Here is a 20,785-nt window from a genome sequence, read left to right as displayed (position 1 = left end):
AGTGACCGGTGTTGAGAAATCCGGTGGTTTAGGGGGATAGAGCAACAATCGCACCACTCTTGCCAGGTTTGGCGGGAAATATAAAAAAATGTGAGGCGGCTCGAAACTTAAGGGCTTTTTGTGAATGAACTCACAGGTGCCAAATGAGAATTAAAATCACTCCTGGGAATTATTATTACCAGCCCATTTATCACTTTTTCTCTTTTCTCAAAATCAGTGATTCCTTATCATAATGATAAAGCAGGCTGGATGGTTTAAATATTTGAACGCAAACGTTTAACTACGTTTTCTAAATTTCAGTATACCTTTTTTGCGCTGTAATAAAGTCGTCCGGAGTATCAATATCTAAAATTATTTCTGCATTCTCTATTTCGACGGAATAATGTTCTCCCATAAGGAGTGCCTGACGCATATTGGTGACATTGGGTCGCTGGGTTGCCTGCATCAGGCATGGCTTTGACACTAAAATCGGATGGCCGGGGATACCTTTATGGAGTGGCAGTATTGCGCCATCATTACGTAACGACCAGATTTTTCTAAAAATATCGATGGTGAGGGTTGGCATGTCACCGTGGGTGAGAAAACAATGTTCGGTTTGCACCGCGGGTACTGCGGCCTTTACTGATGTCAGTAAACCCTGCGCATAATTTGGGTTGTGGATAATAGTGATATTACTCTGGTTCGCATAACGTTCGTGCAGTTCATTACCACGATAGCCGGTGACTAAAATAATTCGGCTACAAAACTGCAACGCATTTTTGATACTTGCATCAAGAATTGTTCCCTCTTGCCAGGGTAACATCATTTTCCATTGCCCCATTCTTGATGATAATCCGGCAGCGGTAATTATACAGTCGATGGCTGACATAGTGGTTCCATTATTAATAGGGGCTAATAACGCCTGTTAATTGCGTTACTTCCTGATGGATTAAGTTGGGGATAATTTATCCCAGAGAGGTCATAAAGACTCGTGAAAAGTATAGTTGACCCATCGGCATTATTCATTGATTTAGGCGCGCAGAAACGCCCCACTGTGATTTCTGTTGTTGGGGCTGGGGGGAAAACCAGCTTGCTTTTTTGGCTGGCAGAACTGCTCCAGGCTAGCGGCAGGCGTGTGTTAATCACTACGACGACACATATGTTTATGCCAACGTCTCACTGGCCCGTGGTTTTCTGTCGTGATCCCGCCATGCTTCCTCATACGTCTCTTACATCCCCCATTTCATTTTGTTTTCACAGCTGGAAAGCGAACCAGGGAAAAGTGCAGGGATTTATGCCAGAAGCGATTGATGCACTGGTGCAACGACCAGAGTGTGACGTAATTCTCATTGAGGCAGATGGCTCGCGTGGAATGCCGTTAAAAGCGCCTGATGAGCACGAACCTTGCATACCCAAAAGCAGTTGCTGCGTGATTGCTGTGATGGGAGGACATATTTTGGGTGCGAAAGTGAGCACAGAAAATGTCCATCGCTGGTCGCAGTTTGCTGATATTACCGGGTTAACACCTGATGCAACCTTGCAACTGAGCGATCTCGTTGCGCTGGTTCGCCACCCTCAGGGCGCATTTAAAAACGTACCGCAAGGTTGTCGGCGAGTCTGGTTCATTAACCGTTTTTCTCAATGTGAGAATGCGATTGCGCAAAGCGAGCTCCTTCAACCGCTGCAACAACACGACGTAGAGGCAATCTGGCTGGGCGATATACAAGAACATCCTGCAATCGCGCGCAGATTTGTGAATTAGCGGCCCGGGTATTCCGGGTTACTGAAAGGATATCCATTGAGGTTGGTATGAATATTTTCACAGAGGCTGCAAAACTTGAAGAGCAAAATTGTCCGTTTGCGATGGCGCAAATTGTTGATAGCCGAGGCTCGACTCCCCGCCATTCTGCACAAATGTTAGTGCGCGCCGATGGTTCTATCGTCGGTACAATTGGTGGTGGAATGGTTGAGCGGAAGGTGATTGAAGAGTCGCTTCAGGCATTGCAGGAACGTAAGCCGCGATTATTCCATGGACGTATGGCTCGTAACGGTGTGGATGCTGTCGGGTCAGATTGTGGAGGTGCAATGTCCGTGTTTATCAGCGTCCATGGTATGCGTCCTCGTCTGGTGTTGATTGGCGCGGGGCATGTCAACCGGGCGATAGCCCAGAGTGCGGCGCTATTAGGATTTGATATTGCCGTTGCCGATATTTATCGCGAAAGCCTTAATCCTGAATTATTCCCACCATCAACCACGCTTCTCCATGCTGAGTCGTTTGGTGCGGCAGTGGAAGCACTGGATATTCGCCCTGATAATTTTGTCCTGATTGCCACGAATAATCAGGATCGTGAAGCCCTCGACAAACTCATTGAACAGCCCATTGCATGGCTGGGGTTGCTGGCAAGTCGCCGCAAGGTTCAGCTTTTCCTACGTCAATTGCGTGAGAAAGGCGTGGCTGAAGAACATATTGCCCGTTTACATGCGCCCGTTGGTTACAACATAGGTGCGGAAACGCCGCAGGAGATCGCCATCAGCGTGCTGGCAGAAATATTACAGGTGAAAAATAACGCGCCGGGTGGGCTGATGATGAAACCTTCTCATCCTTCCGGACACCAGCTGGTGGTGATTCGCGGTGCGGGGGATATCGCCAGTGGTGTGGCGCTACGTCTGTATCATGCGGGTTTTAAAGTGATCATGCTGGAAGTGGAAAAGCCGACGGTGATTCGTTGTACCGTGGCGTTTGCCCAGGCTGTGTTCGACGGCGAAATGACGGTCGAAGGTGTTACTGCCCGTCTGGCAACCAGCTCTGCTGAGGCGATGAAACTTACCGAACGCGGATTCATCCCTGTGATGGTAGATCCCGCCTGTTCATTGCTTGATGAACTGAAACCGCTTTGCGTGGTGGACGCTATTCTGGCGAAACAGAATTTGGGTACGCGGGCAGATATGGCACCAGTAACAATCGCGCTTGGGCCGGGCTTTACTGCTGGGAAGGATTGCCATGCGGTAATTGAAACAAATCGCGGGCACTGGCTCGGTCAGGTGATTTACTCTGGTTGTGCGCAGGAGAATACCGGTGTTCCCGGCAATATTATGGGGCATACCACCCGACGGGTGATCCGTGCTCCTGCTGCAGGCATTATGCGATCCAACGTGAAATTAGGCGATCTGGTGAAAGAGGGCGATGTGATTGCCTGGATTGGTGAGCATGAAATTAAAGCACCATTGACGGGGATGGTGCGTGGCTTGTTGAACGACGGACTGGCGGTGGTCGGTGGTTTTAAAATTGGTGATATCGATCCACGTGGTGAAACGGCTGATTTCACCAGCGTTTCTGATAAAGCCCGGGCAATTGGCGGCGGCGTACTTGAGGCGTTAATGATGTTGATGCATCAGGGCGTTAAAGCGACAAAAGAAGTGCTGGAAGTGGCTTAAATGAAAATGGCCGGATGGTATTACCCACCCGGCCTTTAAATTACTGACAAATCACCGTTCCGGTTTTGCCTTCAATCCCTTCTTTCGCTTTGCTCAATACGGTAATCAGTGCTTCGCGTCCAGCGCGAGAGCGAGCAAACGAGGCGGCTGCTTCCACTTTAGGCAGCATAGAACCTTTCGCAAAATGACCTTCTTCGATAAAGCGTTCAGCATCACTTAATGACAGGCGATCGAGCCACTGTTCGTTCTCTTTACCGAAGTTAATGGCCACTTTTTCTACCGCAGTCAGAATGATCAGCATATCGGCATCAATCATTTCTGCTAAACGGGCGCTGGCCCAGTCTTTATCGATAACCGCACTGGCACCGCGCAGATGGTTGCCTTCACGAATAACAGGAATGCCACCACCGCCAACGGTGATCACCACCTGGCCTGCTTCTACCAGCGCTTTTACCGTCTCTTTTTCAATGATATCAACCGGTTTTGGTGAAGCAACAACACGGCGATAGCCGCGACCAGCATCTTCTTTCAGGGTGTAGCCCTGTTTTGTCAGAAGTTCAGCTTCCTGCTCGGTAAAGAACGAACCGATCGGTTTGGTCGGGTTGAGGAATGCCGGATCGTTAGCGTCGACTTCGACCTGGGTCACCAGAGTGACAACGGGTTTATGAATGCCACGGGAGAGCAACTCTTCCCTTAAGGCGTTTTGCAAATCGTAACCAATATATCCCTGGCTTAAGGCAACACAGACAGACATCGGCAGCATTGGCGAGTGCGCTTCAGTTTTTGCGGCGGCTTCAAAGGCCTGGTTAATCATGCCTACCTGCGGCCCGTTACCATGAGTGACGATGACCTCATGTCCCTGGGCAATTAAATCAACAATTGCCTGAGACGTAATTTTTACCGCTTTCATTTGTCCGGCTAGATCGTCGCCCAGCGCATTCCCGCCCAGGGCGAGAACAATTTTCTTACTCATTTTTCCTCACTCATCATTCTTGATTGTGTATAGATCCCTGGCAGTGGTTAGAGCACGGGAGGGACAAACGGTTTGCGTCGCAGGAAACGACCTCGCCCGGCTTTACCTGTAAAGGTGCCGTCACAGAAAATCGTTTCACCACGGGATAATGTTCTGACAATCGCGCCCTGACAGGTAAACCCCTCCCAGGGCGAGTAGTCGGCGTTGTCGTGGAGATGGCTATGCTGAATTTGTTGGCTCTGACGTGGGTCGATAATCACCACGTCACCATCGGAACCGGGCGCTAATATCCCTTTTTGCGGCCACAGGCCAAACAGCCTGGCGGGCATTGCACTGGTTAGTTCAACAAAACGTTCCGGTGTTATACGTCCCGTCATCACTCCACTGGAAAACAGTAACTGCATGCGGTTTTCCACACCGGGTAAGCCATTTGGGCAGCGACTGAAATCGCCTTTAGAAATTTGCAGGCGTTGAGCCATCGAGAAGGTGCAGTGATCGGTCGCCACCACGTCAATCGCACCATCACTAATGCCACACCACAGTTTGTCCTGCTCGCGTACGTTACGCAGTGGTGGGCTAAGAATGAACTTCATGCCGTCTTCTGTATCGTAACTGCGTTCGTCCAGCAGGAGATATTGCGGGCAGGTTTCAACCCAGACTGGCTGCTGATTCGCGCGGGCAAGACGCAGATAATCCAGACCTAAGCCGTTAGAGAGGTGGACGATATAGAGCGAGGCGTTACCGGCAATTTGTGCCAGGTTAATCATGCGGGCGATGGCTTCCGCTTCGCATTCCAGAGGGCGACTCAAGGCGTGATAGCGCGGCGCGGTTAACCCTGCGGCAATAAACTCCGCCCGCTTGCTGGCGATAGCCGCGTCATTTTCCGGGTGCACGGTGGTCAGTGCGCCAGACTCATGCAAGCGGCGTAATGCCTGCAACACTTCATCATCGTTGAGTTTATATTGATAGGTTAAATAGAGTTTAAAACTGCTCAGCCCTTCTTCGACCATCATCGGAATTTCGTCGAGGATGGCGTGATTAATGTGCTGGATAACACCGTGAAAGCTGTAGTCAATAACCGCTTTATGGGCGGCATAACCACGATAAACTTCCAGTTGATGGCGTAATCGGCAGCCATTTGGTCCAAATCCCATATGGTCAATAATGGTTGTTGTACCGCCACACGCAGCTGCGCGGGTACCGGTAAAAAAATCATCACAACTGCGCGCGATGCCGACATCAATATTGAAGTGTGTATGGACATCTACGCCGCCAGGGAAAACGTAACAGCCAGTAGCATCAATTTCTTCATAAGGGAGCTGCGGCGAAATATCGGAGCCCAACTGGCGAACAATCCCGCTTTCAATCAGCAAATCTTGTTTGGCTTGTCCATCTGCGTTAACGACAGTGCCGTTTTTGATCAATACGCGCATAGCAAACTCCAAAAACCCTCCGGCGAACCGGAGGGGAATAAGTGAAGAGTAATTATTCGGTTGCCAGCCAGCTTAACGGGATTGCAGCGTACATCGCGGCACAGGTCACCAGGTGAGATTTCCAGGTTTTTTCGTTAGGTGCATGCGCTTCAGGTTCTTTACCCGGGCCAAAGCCGATCACCGGAATGCCGTGACGACCCATGATAGATACGCCGTTAGTTGAGAAGGTCCACTTATCAACAACCGGCGCTTTGCCAAACAGACCTTCGTAGGCATTCACCAGTGCTTTAACAGTGAAGTGATCTTCTTCCACTTTCCAGGTCGGGAAGTAGCATTCGGTTGGGTAAACCAGGCCAGTCCAGGACGGACGGTCGTAGTTGTACATAGAAACAACCGCGTTAGCTTTCTGTACCGCAGGCAGGGCGCGGATTTCGTCCAGCGCGCCTTCCCAGGTTTCGCCCCAGGTCAGACGACGGTCGATTGAAACTGCGCAGCTATCTGCTACAGCGCAACGGCTTGGGGATGTGAAGAAAATTTCAGAAACGGTGAGGGTGCCTTTGCCGAGGAATTCATCATAGCCCAGGCGCTGGGAGAGTTCTTGTAATTCGCCAAGAATCGGACCCATTTTGAAAATGGCGTTGTCACCGCGTTCTGGTGCAGAACCGTGGCAGCTAACACCCTGAACATCAATGCGAATTTCCATACGACCGCGTTGACCACGGTATACCTGGCAATCAGTCGGTTCAGTACTGACCACAAATTCCGGGCGAATGCCGGATTGTTCAATAATGTACTGCCAGCACAGACCGTCGCAGTCTTCTTCCTGCACCGTACCGGTAACCAGCAGGGTATATTCATCTTCCAGACCGAGGTCTTTAATGATTTTACCGGCATAAACCATAGAGGCCATGCCGCCTTCCTGGTCGGAAGTACCGCGACCACCGATCAGTTCATCAGTTTCCATGCCTTCGTACGGATCGAAGTCCCAGTTTTTGATGTTGCCAATGCCGACGGTATCAATATGAGCATCCATTGCCACCAGACGCGGGCCGTGACCGATATAACCGAGAACGTTGCCCATCGGGTCGATTTCAACTTTATCGAAGCCGACTTTTTCCATCTCTTCTTTAATACGATGCACTACGCGTTTTTCGTCGCAGCTTTCGCTGGGGATCGCAACCATGTCGCGCAGGAAGCGAGTCATGTCTGCCTGGTAATCTTTTGCTTTTTCAAGAATCAGTTTGAATGGAATATTCTTAGCCATTATTTTTCTCCAGATTTTTTACTCCCCGTTTTGCGGGGAGCAGTTCCAATAGGGTGATTAAGGTGCTACAGAGTGTTTGCCTTCCCAGACAACTTCGCGGTAGTGCTTCACGTCGGTGTCGCCTTCAGTGCTGATAACCAGCACCACTGCATCTTTGTTCAGCGCTAGTTTTTCCATCAGGCTTTGACGTTGCGGGTGATAATGAACCGCCGCGAGAACGCCCAAACCGACAGCGCCGGATTCACCGGAGATGATGCGCGGGTCGTTGCCGTACGGATTACCCAGCACGCGCATACCTAATGCGGCAACGCTGTCCTGGCAGGAGATGAATTGGGTGGCGCAGTTACGTAGGATTTCCCAGCCCAGTGGGTTAGGTTCGCCGCAAGCCAGGCCCGCCATGATAGTGGCCATATCGCCGCCAACGTTGACGATGTCGCCTTTGACACCAGAACGATAGATACAGTCAGCTTTGTCAGGTTCAACAATAATGCTGTGCAGGTTTTGCGGGCTGTAGACGTCGACCAGATAACCCAGTACGCCGCCGGCCATCGCGCCGACACCGGCTTGCAGCAGAACGTGAGTTGGGGTTACGCCCATTTCACGCATTTGCTCGACGGCTTCATCTGCCAGAGTGGCATAGCCCTGCATGATCCAGGTTGGGATTTTGGTGTAGCCTTCCCAGGCGGTATCTTGCACCACTTCCCAGCCGTGTTGCTGCGCGTGTTGCATGGTCAGGCGAACGGTATCGTCATAGTTCATATCAGTGACGATGCACTCGGCTCCGAGGTTCAGAATGGCGTCAACGCGTTCCTGAGCGGAACCTTTCGGCATGTAAATTACCGCGTTCTGACCGAGTTGCTGTGCTGCCCAGGCAACACCGCGCCCGTGGTTGCCGTCGGTCGTTGTAGCAAATGTCATTTTTTCGCCGATGGCATTTTTCAGATGCTCGAATGACAGTGTTTCGATATCAAGATGATATTTTTCGCACAACAACTGAGCGATGGCATATGCGCCGCCGAGCATTTTGAATGCGTTCAGACCGAATCGTTTTGATTCGTCCTTAACGAGAATTTTTTTCACCCCAAAAAGGTTTGCGAGATCGTCCAGCGCGCAAAGTGGTGTTGGGCGATAGCCAGCAATTTTCTGGTGGAACTGGCGCGCCAGTTTTGCCTGGCTTTGCGAAAAGAGCGGTGATGTTTCGCCGTTGAAAAATTTGTTATCGGCGATATCAATCTTCAATGAGAAAACGGACATATCCTATCCTTTTGGCCTCTGGAAATAGAGAGCCGACCTGTCGATCGGCCCGAGGGGGTTATTTCACGCGTTCTTGCGCTTCTTTCAGCAGTTGTTCGAGCAGTGCGCCTGGTTTGGAATATTTACGGGAAAGGATCATTGCTGCGATGATGTATGGCTTCCAGCTGGCTTCTTTGTAGGTCGCGATACGGTATTTTTCGAATACGCCTTCAGTGACTTCACCTTCTTTGCAGGATACGCCGCTGATATCTGCTGGCAGGCAGTGCATGTACAGGGCTTCGCCATCACGGGTCAGTTCCATCATCTCTTCAGTGCAATGCCAGTCTTTGTGTTGCGCGTTCTGTGCCAGACACTGTTTTTCCAGTGCTTTTAAGCCTTCGTGATCGTTCGCACGCAGCAGTTCAGTACGCTCTTCCATCACTTTGTAAGGTGCCCATGACTTCGGATAAACGATGTCTGCGTCTTTGAAGGCTTCTTCCATGCTGGTGACCTGACGGAAGCTACCGCCAGAGGCTTTAGCATTATTTTTAGCTACTTCAACTACATCCGGGATCAAATCGTAGCCTTCCGGATGGGCCAGGGTGACATCCATACCGAAGCGGGTCATCAGGCCGATAATGCCTTGCGGTACAGAGAGCGGTTTGCCGTAGCTTGGCGAGTATGCCCAAGTCATGGCGATTTTTTTACCTTTCAGGTTTTCGAGCGAACCAAAGTGTTCACGCAACCATGCCAGGTCAGCCATTGACTGAGTCGGATGGTCGATATCGCATTGTAGGTTCACTAAAGCCGGACGCTGTGGAAGCACGCCCTGCTTGTAGCCGTCATCAAGCGCAGCGCCAACTTCACGCATATAGGCGTTACCTGCGCCCAGATACATATCGTCACGAATACCAATAGCGTCGGCGCAGAAGGAGATCATATTGGCGGTTTCACGTACGGTTTCGCCGTGAGCGATTTGTGATTTGCCTTCGTCGAGATCTTGCTGTGCAAGGCCGAGCAGGTTAAGCGCGGAAGCATAAGAGAAGCGGGTACGGGTGGAGTTGTCGCGGAATACGGAAATACCTAATCCACTATTAAAGACTTTGGTTGAGATGTTTTCAGCACGCAGTGCTTTTAATGCTGCGGCAACGTCCAGTACTTGTTTCAGTTCATCAGGCGTCTGTTCCCACGTTAACAAAAAATCTTTCTCGTGAAGGTGAGAGGTCAGCGAATTGATATCCTTAATCAGCTCATTAACAGTTTTCATCATAAAGTCCCGGTAGTGGAATGACAGGCAAAGTGGTTTATTTCACTGTGACTTGCCAAAGTGATTGGTGTTTTCACAGCTATACCAGGGACTAACAATAAGTGTGCCAGAATTATCCACACGGCTATAAAAGACTAATTTGACGGGTAATGTGTGGTGTAGATCACAAATTGATGCCAGCTTCCGGTTGTGTGTAAAATACGAAAACGTTTGGCTTTTTTTATTGCGTTGTTTATTTGCTGCTAAGTATCAGAAATAAGATAAAGGGGCAGGCTATCCCTCGTCAGTTTGATAAACTCACCGCTGTAATTCTCATATTGATATAGAAATGTGATATCTCTTCCATAATTTCATTAGAAAGTGATAAAAACCTTATGTTTTTATCAAAGCCAATTTCGCCTGAGTTAATATCATGATGATCTGTGAACCATCAACGTCTTCAATGATCGACTTTTAAGTAAGTCTGGAAGGTAAAGCTATGGAGCTTGCTACTACGCAGTCAGTATTGATGCAAATTCAACCGACAATTCAGCGTTTTGCCAGAATGCTTGCCAGCGTTTTGCAGCTTGAGGTTGAGATCGTTGATGAAAACTTGTGTCGCGTCGCCGGAACGGGCGCGTATGGGAAGTTTCTTGGCCGCCAGTTGAGCGGCAACTCACGCCTGCTCCGCCACGTCCTGGAAACGAAAACTGAAAAAGTTGTGACACAGTCTCGCTTCGATCCCCTTTGCGAAGGTTGCGATAATAAAGATAATTGTCGCGAAAAAGCATTTCTGGGTACGCCTGTCATTTTACAGGATCGTTGTGTTGGGGTGATAAGTTTGATTGCAGTTACCCACGAGCAACAAGAACATATCAGTGATAATTTACGCGAGTTTTCTGATTACGTTCGCCATATATCCACCATTTTTGTTTCGAAACTTCTGGAGGATCAGGGACCAGGAGATAACATCAGTAAAATATTCGCGACCATGATCGATAATATGGATCAGGGCGTATTAGTTGTTGATGACGATAATCGGGTTCAGTTTGTTAATCAGACGGCCTTAAAAACACTCGGTGTTGTGCAAAATAATATTATTGGGAAACCTATCCGTTTCAGACCATTAACATTTGAGAGTAATTTTACCCACGGACATATGCAACATATTGTTTCGTGGGACGATAAAAGTGAATTAATCATTGGTCAATTGCATAACATTCAGGGCAGACAATTATTTTTAATGGCGTTTCACCAATCGCATACCAGTTTTTCTGTAGCAAATGCACCTGATGAACCGCATATTGAACAATTGGTTGGCGAGTGCCGTGTTATGCGGCAATTAAAACGACTCATTAGCCGTATTGCACCCAGCCCATCCAGCGTTATGGTGGTTGGTGAAAGCGGCACGGGTAAAGAAGTCGTCGCGCGTGCAATCCATAAGTTGAGTGGAAGACGAAATAAACCCTTTATTGCTATCAACTGTGCCGCGATTCCTGAACAACTTCTGGAGAGCGAACTATTCGGTTATGTTAAAGGCGCATTTACTGGCGCTTCAGCCAACGGTAAAACAGGGTTGATTCAGGCGGCGAATACGGGCACGCTGTTTCTCGATGAAATTGGTGATATGCCATTAATGTTGCAGGCTAAATTACTGCGCGCTATTGAGGCGCGTGAAATACTGCCGATTGGTGCCAGTAGCCCAATTCAGGTCGACATCCGAATCATTTCTGCAACTAACCAGAATTTGGCCCAGTTCATTGCCGAAGGTAAATTCCGCGAAGATCTCTTCTACCGACTCAATGTTATCCCGATCACTCTTCCACCGCTGCGTGAACGTCAGGAAGATATTGAACTGCTGGTACATTACTTTTTACATCTGCATACCCGTCGTCTGGGATCGGTTTATCCTGGCATTGCTCCCGATGTCGTCGAGATATTGCGTAAGCATCGTTGGCCCGGAAACCTGCGCGAGTTAAGCAATTTAATGGAATATCTGGTTAACGTTGTTCCTTCAGGTGAAGTTATCGACAGCACGCTATTGCCTCCAAATTTGCTGAATAATGGCACAACGGAGCAAAGTGATGTAACAGAGGTCAGCGAGGCGCACTTGGCACTCGATGATGCGGGCGGCACGGCGCTGGAGGAGATGGAAAAGCAAATGATCCGCGAGGCGCTTTCACGTCATAGCAGCAAGAAGCAAGTTGCTGATGAACTGGGTATCGGCATTGCTACGCTCTATCGCAAGATAAAGAAATATGAGTTGTTAAACGCATAACCTCAGTAAATCCGGCCTGAGTTCAGGCCGGATATCCTTTTACTTCGTTTTCTCGCAATCCAGAACTGTATTTACAATCATCTGATACCCCGTGCAGCGACAAAGATTTCCCGCCAGGCCGCGACGAATCTCCGTAATAGTTAATGGCTTCTCGCGTGGTTTCGCCAGCATTGCCGTGGTAGCCATAATCAGGCCAGGCGTACAAAACCCGCACTGCACCGCGCCGGATTTCGCATAAGCTTGCTGGACATGAGAAAGTTTTCCGCCTTTCGCTTCACCTTCCAGCGTGCGGATTTCTTTGCCTTCAGCCCAGGCGGCAAGGTATAAGCAACTGTCTATCGCAGTACCGTCGACCAGCACCGTACAGGCACCACATTCACCCACGCAGCAACCTTGCTTGACGCTTAGCAGCCCTTGTTCGCGGAGTAATTCCGAGAGCGGCGTGCCTGGCGCGGCGTGAAGCTGAAAAGGTATCCCGTTAATGGTGCATGCGATGGTAATTGTTTCGCTGTGATTCATTGCAATTTTCCCCCCGCCGCGGCGACGGCTTCGCTAATCACTTTTTTAGTCATCGTCTGGATGAGATGCAGACGAAACTCTTTGCTGGCCCGCCATGAAGAACGCGGGGCGACATCCTGCAGGACTGATTCGCTGATGGCTTCCAGCGTTTGCAGGTTTAATGGCGCATTTTGTGCAGTTTGTTCGGCATGTTGGCAGCGAATCGGCGTTGGCGCGGCAACGCCAAATGCCAGGCGTAATTCGCTGAAATTGCCGTTATCCAGTCGGCAATGTGCGGCACAGCCAATCGTTGAAATATCCATCGCATCGCGCATGGCATATTTAAAATGGGCGCTGCCTGCGTGTTCTTTCGGCTGGGGCGGAAAATGAAAGGCGACAAGGATTTCGTCATGCTCAAGGGATACTTTGCCCGGTCCGGTGTGGAAGCCATTAATCGGGACGAAATGAACACCGCGCGGGGAGTGGATCTCCAGCTTCGCATCATAAATTAGCGTTGGCGTGGCAGAATCCGCGCTGGTGGCTCCATTGCAAATATTTCCTCCGTAGGTAGCGACGTTACGGATCTGCGGTCCAGCAATGGACGAGGCCGCAGCACATAACGCCGGGAGATGACGTTGAGTTACAGGATCTTCAATGAGCTGGGTAAATGTCGTTGCTGAGCCGATGCGTAGCGAGTCATCTTCCGCTAGCGTAATTCCACGAAGCTCCGTCAGATTGTGGATATCAACAATATGGCGATAACGGTCATTGTGATGGTGGAGCTGAATCAGTACGTCAGTGCCACCGGCGAGCAGTTTGGCCTGTGGGTTGTCAGCCAGCAGGTTTATTGCATCGGCAAGGGATGCTGCGCGATGGTAAGAAGCAAAATCAAACATGATGTTATCCTCAAATCAATCCTGCCAGATGGAACTCTTCATATAACCGTTTTGGCGTCAGCGGCAGTGTATTGATTGCAACACCGGTAGCCATTTTCACCGCGTTACGAATAGCAGCGGCAACAGGAATTATTGGTGGCTCACCCAGTGACTTATGTCCGTATGCGGATTGCGGCTCATTGATTTCGACGAACGCGCTTTCCAGTTGTGGCAGATCTGGCATGGTCGGCATTTTGTAATCCAGCAGATTGGGGTTACGGACCACGCCGCTTTTCGCATCGATGATCATTTCTTCAAATAGCGCCCAGCCAATGCCCATCCCCATTCCGCCGTGTACCTGACCTTCTGCCAGCAACGGATTAAGAATATGACCCGAATCATGAACGTTGAGGATGCGGTTGATGGTGACTTTGCACAGCGCAATATCGACCGTCAGATCAACAAAGGTACAGCCAAATGCTGGTGGGTTAGTGGTGGTTTTGATGGAGCTTTCGGCAGAGAGCTGCCCGCCGCGTTCAGGGTGGTAGAAGGCGTCCATCGCCAGATCTTTTAACGACAATAACGATTCCTCCGGTCGTTCAACCAGCACGATATGGCCTTTTATTAGGGTCAGATTCATTGCTGACTGATGTAGCATGACAGCGGCGTGAGCGATGATTTTCTCTTTTAATAACAGTGCCGCACTGCGCAACGCAGGCGCGGCAACATAGCTCTGGCGTGAAGCAAATGCGCCGGGATCGAACGGCGTAACGTCGGTATCTTGTGTTGAAATAACGCGAACGTCGCTGACCGGAACCCCTACGGTTTCTGCCACCATTTGCGAGAACACGGTGTCGGCACCCTGGCCAATTTCCGTCGCGCCGCTTTGCATATTGATGGTTCCATCCTGATTCATCAGAAGGCGCGCGCCGGCTATTTCTACGCCGACAGGCCAGGTGTTAGAGGTGTAGCTAAAACAGGCGACGCCAACGCCCCGGCGTAAATTGCCTTGCTGGTTCTGGCATTCTGCACGGCGTTTTTCCCATTCAAAGATTTTCCGGCCTTTTTCAAGACACTCCGGTAACCCTGCGCTGTAAATACGTTTGCCCGTGAGCGGATTAGCATCTCCTTCGCGGGCAGCGTTGCGTAAACGAATTTCAATAGGATCAATATTTAACGCTGTCGCGGCGTCATCAAGCATTGACTCAACGGCAAATACGACTTGTGGCGCGCCATAACCGCGCATCGCTCCAGCCGAGGGGAGGTTGGTATAAAAGGTCTTTGAACTGTAAGCGTAGGCACAACGAGGATAAAGGTAAGCGACTTTATTTCCGCCCGCAGAAGCGATGGAGTGCCCGTGAGATGCATAAGCGCCAGTGTTAGACAGAACATCCAGACTATAACCTTTCAACGTTCCGTCTCGGTTTACGCCCATTTGCCCGTCAATAGTAAAAGCGTGGCGGGTACGGGTTGCGAGGAAACACTCTTCACGGCTAAGGGAAACTTTCACCGGAATGCCGCCAAGCTTGCTGGTCAGGAATGCCGCCATTGGCTCTTCCAGTACATCCTGTTTATTACCAAAACCGCCACCGACAAACGGTTTGATAACTCGTACGCATGACCAGGGAATATCCAGCGCCTGACCAACTACGCGGCGAACAATGTGCGGGATCTGGGTGCTGGAAACGATGGTAATTCGTGAATCATCTTCCATCCATGCCAGTGAGGTCACGCTTTCCATATGACAATGTTGAATGACCGGCGTCTGATAGTGCCCCTGGACCTGGTGATCGGCGGCATCAATTGTTTGTTGGACATTGCCCGTCGACATCGTGCTTTGTTTAAGTAAATTACCGCCGTTATGGATTGGTGCAGCGTCTTCTGCCAACGCCGCTTCTGGTGTGGTGATAACAGGTAATTCTTGCCACTCAATGCTGACCAATTGCGCCGCTTTTTCTGCAGTAAGTTCATCGCGGGCAACGACGATGGCAACTGCGTCACCATGATGACGAACATGGCGAGTTAGTAGTGCGCGATCAGCGGTATCGCGCTTATTTTCGTCAAGTGTCCAGGCATGCCCCGCTGTAGCGAATGGGATATCAGGCACATCTTCCCAGGTAAAAATCGCCAGTACGCCAGGCAAACTTCTGGCTTGTTCATCATTAATACTTACAGCATAACCATGTGCGATAGGGCTACGTACATATTTCGCGTAACACATGCCCGCCATAACATAATCGTCAGTATATCGTGCCCGCCCAGTGACCTTAGCAATGGCATCGACGCGCATGCATGATTCACCCGTAGCGGTTGCTTCCCGCGCTTCCATAGAAATCCCCTCGATTTGAACATTTGGTTCTTATGGCAAAGATTTAGTCTAAGCAGGCAAGATTTACGCCAGAAACGACGATAAGCGTTAAGGGAGGAAGGAAGTGTGATGATGTTAAAAAAACACAGATATGATACGAAACAGGACCCTGAATAGGGGCAGTGATACGTATCAATATGAGTGGCGATAAAATCAATGTGATAAATCAGGATTATTACGCATCAGGATGGGAAATAGGGTAAAAGAGTCAGGAACTTCGATACCACCACAGCAAATATTTTGCTTATGATACTTCCCTTTGCCAAATGAAATTAATCTCTTTCTCAATTACCTCGTTTTTCCAGAAGCGAGAGATTGGGTATCCAGAGGCTGGCTGCTATGATATGGCGTCTTGTTTTTTAAGCGAGGAAAGATTTTGAGTGCGGGACGCCTGAATAAAAAATCTCTGGGTATCGTGATGTTGTTATCGATTGGACTGCTTTTAGCGGGCTGTTCGGGTAGCAAATCATCCGATACAGGAACGTATTCCGGCTCCGTTTACACCGTGAAACGGGGGGATACGCTATATCGTATTTCGCGCACCACGGGAACCAGCGTAAAAGAGCTGGCGCGGCTGAACGGCATTTCCCCCCCTTACACCATTGAAGTTGGTCAGAAACTAAAACTGGGTGGGGCGAAAAGTAGCAGTACACGTAAAGCAACCGCCAAATCAACGACCAAAACCGCATCGGTTACACCGTCATCAGCGGTACCGAAATCTTCCTGGCCGCCAGTAGGGCAACGTTGTTGGTTATGGCCAACGACAGGGAAAGTTATCATGCCGTATTCGACAGCTGATGGCGGCAATAAAGGGATTGATATCTCAGCTCCACGGGGTACACCTATTTACGCCGCGGGTGCAGGAAAGGTGGTGTATGTGGGCAACCAGCTGCGTGGCTACGGTAATCTCATCATGATTAAACACAGTGAAGATTACATTACGGCTTACGCCCATAATGACACGATGCTGGTAAATAATGGGCAAAGCGTGAAGGCTGGGCAAAAAATCGCCACTATGGGGAGCACTGATGCGGCATCTGTTCGCCTGCATTTCCAGATTCGTTACCGTGCAACGGCAATTGATCCGCTGCGTTACTTGCCGCCTCAGGGCAGCAAGCCAAAATGCTGATGGCGAATTAATCAGCAGTCAGCAGCGCGGCACTTGCTAAGAAGAGCGTAAGGTTTATAATGCCTTACGCATCTCGAAGCGGGCGTAGTTCAATGGTAGAACGAGAGCTTCCCAAGCTCTATACGAGGGTTCGATTCCCTTCGCCCGCTCCAAACTCAAGTCTCCTGAAGTCTACCAAACTCAATTTTCCCTTGATAAATCAGCAGTTATAGCATTCTATTAGTCTATTGAACTCAATTGTACTCCCCTAGGGTCAAGCTCAACGTGGGGGTATGGATGGGGGTATAATTGTACCCCCTGCTGAGAGGTACCCCCAATGAAGCTGACTGCTCGTCAGGTTGAAACTGCGAAACCCAAAGAGAAGCCCTACAAACTGGCCGATGGTGGTGGGCTTTACCTGCTGGTTAATCCCAACGGTAAAAGATACTGGCGTCTCAAATACCGTTCGTTAGGTAAAGAGAAGCTGCTCGCTATTGGCGTTTACCCCGATGTTTCTTTAGCTGAAGCCAGAAGCAAGCGAGAGGATGCTAAAAGGACATTAGCGGCTGGCAACGATCCTTCTCTTGAACGGAAAATTGAAAAACTTAGTCGTCAACAAGACGCAGAAAACTCTTTTGAGGCTATCACGCGGGAGTGGTATCAGCGTCGCTATGACCGCTGGTCTGTCTCCTACCGCGAAGAGATGCTGAGAACCTTCGAAAAGGATGTGTTCCCTTATATCGGTCACCGGCCAATCAAAGATATCAAGCCGATGGAGTTGCTTGCAGTTCTTTCAAAGATAGAAGCAAGAGGGGCAACTGAGAAGGTCCGTAAGGTTCGCCAGCGCTGTGGAGAGGTTTGGAAGTATGCTGTTGTGACTGGCAGGGCCGAGTACAATCCAGCACCTGATCTAGCCAGCGCCGTGAGTCCTCATGAGAAAGAGCACTATGCTTTTTTAACCCAGGATGAATTGCCTGAGTTTCTTCGGACTCTGAACACCTATGCCGGTAGTGTGCTTGTAAAGATTGCGATGCAATTGCTCATTTTAACGGGAGTAAGGCCAGGGGAATTGAGGCAAGCGGAGTGGCAGGAGTTTGATTTTGAGCGGAAGGTTTGGAACGTGCCAGCAGAGCGCATGAAAATGCGCCGCCCTCATCTGGTTCCGTTATCAAGCCAGGCAATTGACCTGCTTAATCAGCTTAAACCCATAACGGGAACAGGAGCGTTGCTGTTCCCGGGACGTAATAACCCAAAGAAACCGATGAGTGATATGGCTTTGACTGTGTTGGTAAGGCGCATCGGCTATGCAGGTCGCGTTACGGGGCATGGATTCCGCCACACTATGAGTACTATTTTGCATGAGCAGGGATTTAATTCAGCTTGGATCGAGCTACAGTTGGCTCACGTCGATAAGAACTCAATTCGTGGGACCTATAACCATGCTCAGTATCTAGAAGGGAGGATGGAGATGATGCAGTGGTATGCAGATTATATTGGCAAGTAAAAATCAATCATAGCTTTTGAGACTATAGTTAAATTAGTTAGTTATTAGTAGGTAGCGCGAATTCTTTAGCTTAGCTCCTCCGTTTTGGAGGAGTTGAACACCAGTAATTTTTTTGTACTGATTTTCATTTCTGCTTACTTCTGAAACGTTACATTTGCGTTTAACTGTCTATATATTGCCGCTTACGCACATTCCCCTCTAATAACCAAGGTTATGTTTCAGGTGCCAATGCCACCCATTCATCATAAATGGGGGCATCCGTAAACCATTCACCTTCCAGGAGCAGATCCGCCTTGCAGAAGAGTTGGTTGCAGCCCATCAGCGTGTCACCAGTATTGTCGTAACGAACAGCAATGCCCCCTCAATCATCGAGCTATACGAAAGCAAAGGCTTCAAGTTAAGTCCCTTCACGCTTTACGATCTATCTCCAGCGAAGGCAACGGTCGTGAGTTTATTTCTGACATCGTGGGAATTCGAGTTTGATGGATATAGGTTAAGAGACCATATAATTTGGCCTCTTAACAGAAGGTTATACTTTATTAAACCGTTGCATCTACCTCTAATACTCTTAAAGCCTTTAGGTAATTAACATCTACTGACTCCGGCCTTTTCACCATCTCAATAATTAAATGGTATGGAATTGGAAATCTCGGAATCTCTTTTCTATCCACTCTTTCAATATCCTTTAAGACCTTTGATAAATTAGTGTCTTCAACAGTCAATAGATATTTTTTAACAGATTCTATAATCGTGTCCGTCATAAACCTATTAGAATTTCTTTCATGCTTTAATATAGTAGCGTAAACATCATGTTTCTCGATAGGGAGTGTAACCACCTCGGGTATTTCATAATAATCGGAGTAATTTAAGTTAATTCTGTAGCGTTGAGCGACTTGAAGTTTAAAGTATTCATATATTACTCTATGAAGCTTGATTGGTTTTGCGACCCCCTCTTTAGCAAAAACTTCCAAATATTCTGCCAGAATAAAGCTGGAGTGAGTGAAAACTTTTTGATTATAGAACTTCAGATTATCCTGAACATAATTTTCATAGTAATCACCAGGGTAGGCTTCTAGCAAAAAAACAGTCCTTTCCTCGTCAGTAAAGTTAGTAGAATATGATTCACCTAAATTGTCTGAAAAATAATGTAAAAAATGTGAGTAGGTTACTGATTCATACTGCGGAGGGGTTAATATTAAACCAAAAAGATCAGCGATTTCTTCATAGGTCTCAATGGAATTATAGTTTTTTTTCTTATTGTGACTATCGTAGAAATATTCCGAATAGAACTCTCTGCGAGTTGGCGATGTTGAAAGGCAGTCAATATACTCCGCAGGAAAGTTTCTATCATGATACTCTAAATTAAGATTGGCAATTATGTAATGAATTCTCTTTTTTGCCCACATATCCATAAATGGAGATGTAAACATATTACTGATTAAATTTAAAACGGTATTAGCATATAGCTTTGATTTATTTTTTTGATCGTAAAAAAACAAAGCCATAATCCCTTCAGCTATATTCTGATTGAAACTTATTGCATTAAAAAAGCCAACTGATAATTTAATATTTGGTAAGAAATGGGAGTACGCATTCTGTGAAACTATGTCATGGTACTTAGATATCCCTTCATCGTTCACATAATTATATATCTCAAGTATTTCATCGAAGCTATAATTCTCCGCAAATGAATTTATTGAGTCAATTCGTTTGTCGTCCCACTCCTTAATGTCCTGGGTAACTGCACCCCGAGAGAGAAATAATTCAGGCGTCACATCTTGAATTTCCTCAAGGGTAGATAACTTCGAAAACAGCCCCACATCTGTAACGTCAATAATTTCCGATTCATTAACAAATGAAGACTCTGAAATAACATGCCCAATGTTATCAAAGAATGAGAAAGGTTTACCATTATTCCCAGTATTTGGTTGAGACCATGTAGGATAGAATGAATTAATTTCGCCGTTTCGATATAGAACAGCGATCCTCATGCAATTCAACGGTTCGTCTATTTTATAATAACAAATTAACTCACCATCACGGCTTTCATGTTTGCTGATGTTCAACAAAGCATCATTCAGTAAATCAAGAATCTCGCTCTCACCAACTGTCTTTGGAAATAGTGTTTTCCAGAGAAATCCTGATTTATAATTATTCTCAGGAAATAATGTCATCTTTGCTGCTTTAGAGGTGAAAACTGACTCTGGTAATTTTAACAAAATAGTTCCATTTTGAAGTTCTCGCTCGTAGTACCATTCGTCATTGGTTTTGTTATTATAGAGTAAAATATTTTTCAGACCGGGAGTTTTACTTAAATAAGACTGCCATCCTGAATAGGTGTGTAATCCTCCAGAGATTACTTTTTTAGCAATACGCCCATTATCAGTTTCAAACACCTTATCCGTGACTTCGCCGTGGAGGACATGATCAAGAGCATTTTTGGACAGTGTAAGTTTAAGATTTTCGTTTATTTGATATGTGTGAAGTACCATTGTTTAAACTAATCCATTGTAAGAGAATTGAATAAAAGGATACTTTAACTTACCTCCTCCTCTAAAGCATTACAAAAAATGAGGAGTTGTCTTTAAGTG

General features: G+C 48.0%; 15 protein-coding genes and 1 tRNA gene. 6 read left to right on the top strand and 10 right to left on the bottom strand.

Features of this window, described 5'->3' with window-relative positions:
* Positions 1-289 precede the first annotated feature (289 nt).
* Positions 290-868, bottom strand: coding sequence for a molybdenum cofactor cytidylyltransferase (gene mocA, locus FQZ95_RS17265; RefSeq protein WP_032185058.1), 579 nt, complete (start codon positions 866-868; stop codon positions 290-292).
* A gap of 102 nt (positions 869-970) precedes the next feature.
* Between mocA and yqeC the strand changes: the two genes are divergently transcribed.
* Together yqeC and yqeB are read left to right on the top strand one after the other, a co-directional pair.
* Positions 971-1,741: a selenium cofactor biosynthesis protein YqeC gene (gene yqeC / locus FQZ95_RS17260; RefSeq protein WP_105276702.1), complete on the top strand. Its 771-nt coding sequence runs from the start codon at positions 971-973 to the stop codon at positions 1,739-1,741.
* 47 nt (positions 1,742-1,788) lie between these two features.
* Entirely contained in the window at positions 1,789-3,414 is a 1,626-nt protein-coding gene (gene yqeB, locus FQZ95_RS17255) for a selenium-dependent molybdenum cofactor biosynthesis protein YqeB (RefSeq protein ID WP_001020405.1), read from the top strand.
* A gap of 40 nt (positions 3,415-3,454) precedes the next feature.
* Here the strand turns inward: yqeB and arcC are convergent, their stop codons facing one another.
* From arcC to ygeW, 5 genes are read right to left on the bottom strand one after another with little or no spacing between them, the layout of a single operon-like run.
* A complete protein-coding gene (arcC, locus tag FQZ95_RS17250; RefSeq protein ID WP_088541703.1) occupies positions 3,455-4,387 on the bottom strand; it encodes a carbamate kinase in 933 nt (310 codons plus the stop codon).
* A 47-nt stretch (positions 4,388-4,434) separates the two neighbouring features.
* Positions 4,435-5,820 (bottom strand): D-phenylhydantoinase, encoded by a 1,386-nt coding sequence (hyuA, locus tag FQZ95_RS17245; protein ID WP_160530460.1) that lies wholly within the window; start codon positions 5,818-5,820, stop codon positions 4,435-4,437.
* A gap of 52 nt (positions 5,821-5,872) precedes the next feature.
* Positions 5,873-7,084 (bottom strand): YgeY family selenium metabolism-linked hydrolase, encoded by a 1,212-nt coding sequence (locus FQZ95_RS17240; protein ID WP_001107125.1) that lies wholly within the window; start codon positions 7,082-7,084, stop codon positions 5,873-5,875.
* A 57-nt stretch (positions 7,085-7,141) separates the two neighbouring features.
* Positions 7,142-8,338, bottom strand: a complete 1,197-nt coding sequence (gene dpaL, locus FQZ95_RS17235; protein ID WP_000110494.1) for a diaminopropionate ammonia-lyase — start codon at positions 8,336-8,338, stop codon at positions 7,142-7,144.
* Positions 8,339-8,396: 58 nt separating this feature from the next.
* Complete coding sequence (ygeW, locus tag FQZ95_RS17230) at positions 8,397-9,584, bottom strand: knotted carbamoyltransferase YgeW (RefSeq protein WP_001360948.1); 1,188 nt, start codon at positions 9,582-9,584, stop codon at positions 8,397-8,399.
* Between the two features lie 478 nt (positions 9,585-10,062).
* Between ygeW and FQZ95_RS17225 the strand changes: the two genes are divergently transcribed.
* A complete protein-coding gene (locus tag FQZ95_RS17225; RefSeq protein WP_105276701.1) occupies positions 10,063-11,841 on the top strand; it encodes a sigma-54 interaction domain-containing protein in 1,779 nt (592 codons plus the stop codon).
* A 39-nt stretch (positions 11,842-11,880) separates the two neighbouring features.
* Here FQZ95_RS17225 and xdhC read toward each other — a convergent pair whose 3' ends face one another.
* The 3 genes from xdhC to xdhA are packed head-to-tail and all read right to left on the bottom strand — an operon-like array spanning position 11,881 to position 15,543.
* On the bottom strand, positions 11,881-12,360 hold the full coding sequence (xdhC, locus tag FQZ95_RS17220) for a xanthine dehydrogenase iron sulfur-binding subunit XdhC (protein WP_001016584.1): 480 nt from the start codon (positions 12,358-12,360) through the stop codon (positions 11,881-11,883).
* Complete coding sequence (gene xdhB / locus FQZ95_RS17215) at positions 12,357-13,235, bottom strand: xanthine dehydrogenase FAD-binding subunit XdhB (RefSeq protein WP_105276700.1); 879 nt, start codon at positions 13,233-13,235, stop codon at positions 12,357-12,359. The genes xdhC and xdhB overlap by 4 nt, the downstream gene beginning before the upstream one ends.
* A 10-nt stretch (positions 13,236-13,245) precedes the next feature.
* Positions 13,246-15,543 (bottom strand): xanthine dehydrogenase molybdenum-binding subunit XdhA, encoded by a 2,298-nt coding sequence (gene xdhA / locus FQZ95_RS17210; RefSeq protein ID WP_160530459.1) that lies wholly within the window; start codon positions 15,541-15,543, stop codon positions 13,246-13,248.
* A gap of 415 nt (positions 15,544-15,958) precedes the next feature.
* On the opposite strand from xdhA, the gene actS reads away from it, so the two are divergent.
* The 3 genes from actS (at position 15,959) to FQZ95_RS17195 (ending at position 18,194) form a co-directional block, all read left to right on the top strand.
* Positions 15,959-16,711: an amidase activator ActS gene (actS, locus tag FQZ95_RS17205; protein WP_160530458.1), complete on the top strand. Its 753-nt coding sequence runs from the start codon at positions 15,959-15,961 to the stop codon at positions 16,709-16,711.
* A gap of 78 nt (positions 16,712-16,789) precedes the next feature.
* A tRNA-Gly gene (locus tag FQZ95_RS17200) sits at positions 16,790-16,863 on the top strand.
* A gap of 164 nt (positions 16,864-17,027) precedes the next feature.
* Positions 17,028-18,194 (top strand): tyrosine-type recombinase/integrase, encoded by a 1,167-nt coding sequence (locus FQZ95_RS17195; RefSeq protein ID WP_001546991.1) that lies wholly within the window; start codon positions 17,028-17,030, stop codon positions 18,192-18,194.
* A gap of 539 nt (positions 18,195-18,733) precedes the next feature.
* Here FQZ95_RS17195 and FQZ95_RS17190 read toward each other — a convergent pair.
* Positions 18,734-20,686: a hypothetical protein gene (locus tag FQZ95_RS17190; RefSeq protein WP_001546990.1), complete on the bottom strand. Its 1,953-nt coding sequence runs from the start codon at positions 20,684-20,686 to the stop codon at positions 18,734-18,736.
* Positions 20,687-20,785 lie beyond the last annotated feature (99 nt).

The sequence above is a fragment of the Escherichia sp. HH41S genome, from assembly GCF_009820115.1.
Classification (GTDB): domain Bacteria; phylum Pseudomonadota; class Gammaproteobacteria; order Enterobacterales; family Enterobacteriaceae; genus Escherichia; species Escherichia coli_F.
The sequence above is the reverse complement of the archived record's forward strand: the minus strand, read 5'-3'. Positions and strand labels throughout refer to the sequence as shown.